This is a genomic window from Photorhabdus viridis, from assembly GCF_040256935.1.
GTDB classification, from domain to species: domain Bacteria; phylum Pseudomonadota; class Gammaproteobacteria; order Enterobacterales; family Enterobacteriaceae; genus Photorhabdus; species Photorhabdus viridis.
This window is the reverse complement of the sequence record NZ_JBEJZY010000254.1, coordinates 1-495: the sequence shown is the minus strand read 5'-3', so window position 1 is coordinate 495 and position 495 is coordinate 1. Positions and strand designations below refer to the sequence as shown.

Genomic DNA, 495 nt, shown 5'->3' with positions numbered 1-495 from the left:
GGCGTATTGCGCTTGAAGGGTGTAAAACTAATCCGGCGTTGTGCCTGAATAACGTGGGCATTTTTGTTGCAGATGCCATTGCGCCGGAAGCGGCTGTTGGGACGGGTGTTTTTAGTGTCTAATTCTGTTCTTATTTTGGATAAAAGCAAAGAGAGCGCCAGTGCATTGACAAAAGCGTTAAATGAATCCTCGAATGTTTTATCGAAAACTGGGAAGTTCGAAGAAAAAACAGTCGTACAGATCATTCAAGCTGAAATGAAAAGTAATGTACTGTCAAAATCAACTCTTGATGCTCTGCAAACAGTTCAAAAGATACATAAAGAACCTCAGCTCTGCTTAAGAACAGAGATTTCAGAAGCACGTAGATTCAGACCCAGTCTTATTGCTTGGAATGTAAATGTGCCGCTTCTATGCGTTTCGTGCATTGACTCAAGCATTTTTATGCCGATAACGTATCAATAGTAAGTTTGTCAGACATTTGTTCAAGCTCAGTCC

The 495-nt window shown here is 41.0% G+C and carries 1 protein-coding gene; it reads left to right on the top strand.

Features of this window, described 5'->3' with window-relative positions:
* Positions 1–114: 114 nt before the first annotated feature.
* Positions 115–462, top strand: coding sequence for a hypothetical protein (locus ABR397_RS23235; RefSeq protein WP_350307764.1), 348 nt, complete (start codon positions 115–117; stop codon positions 460–462).
* Positions 463–495 lie beyond the last annotated feature (33 nt).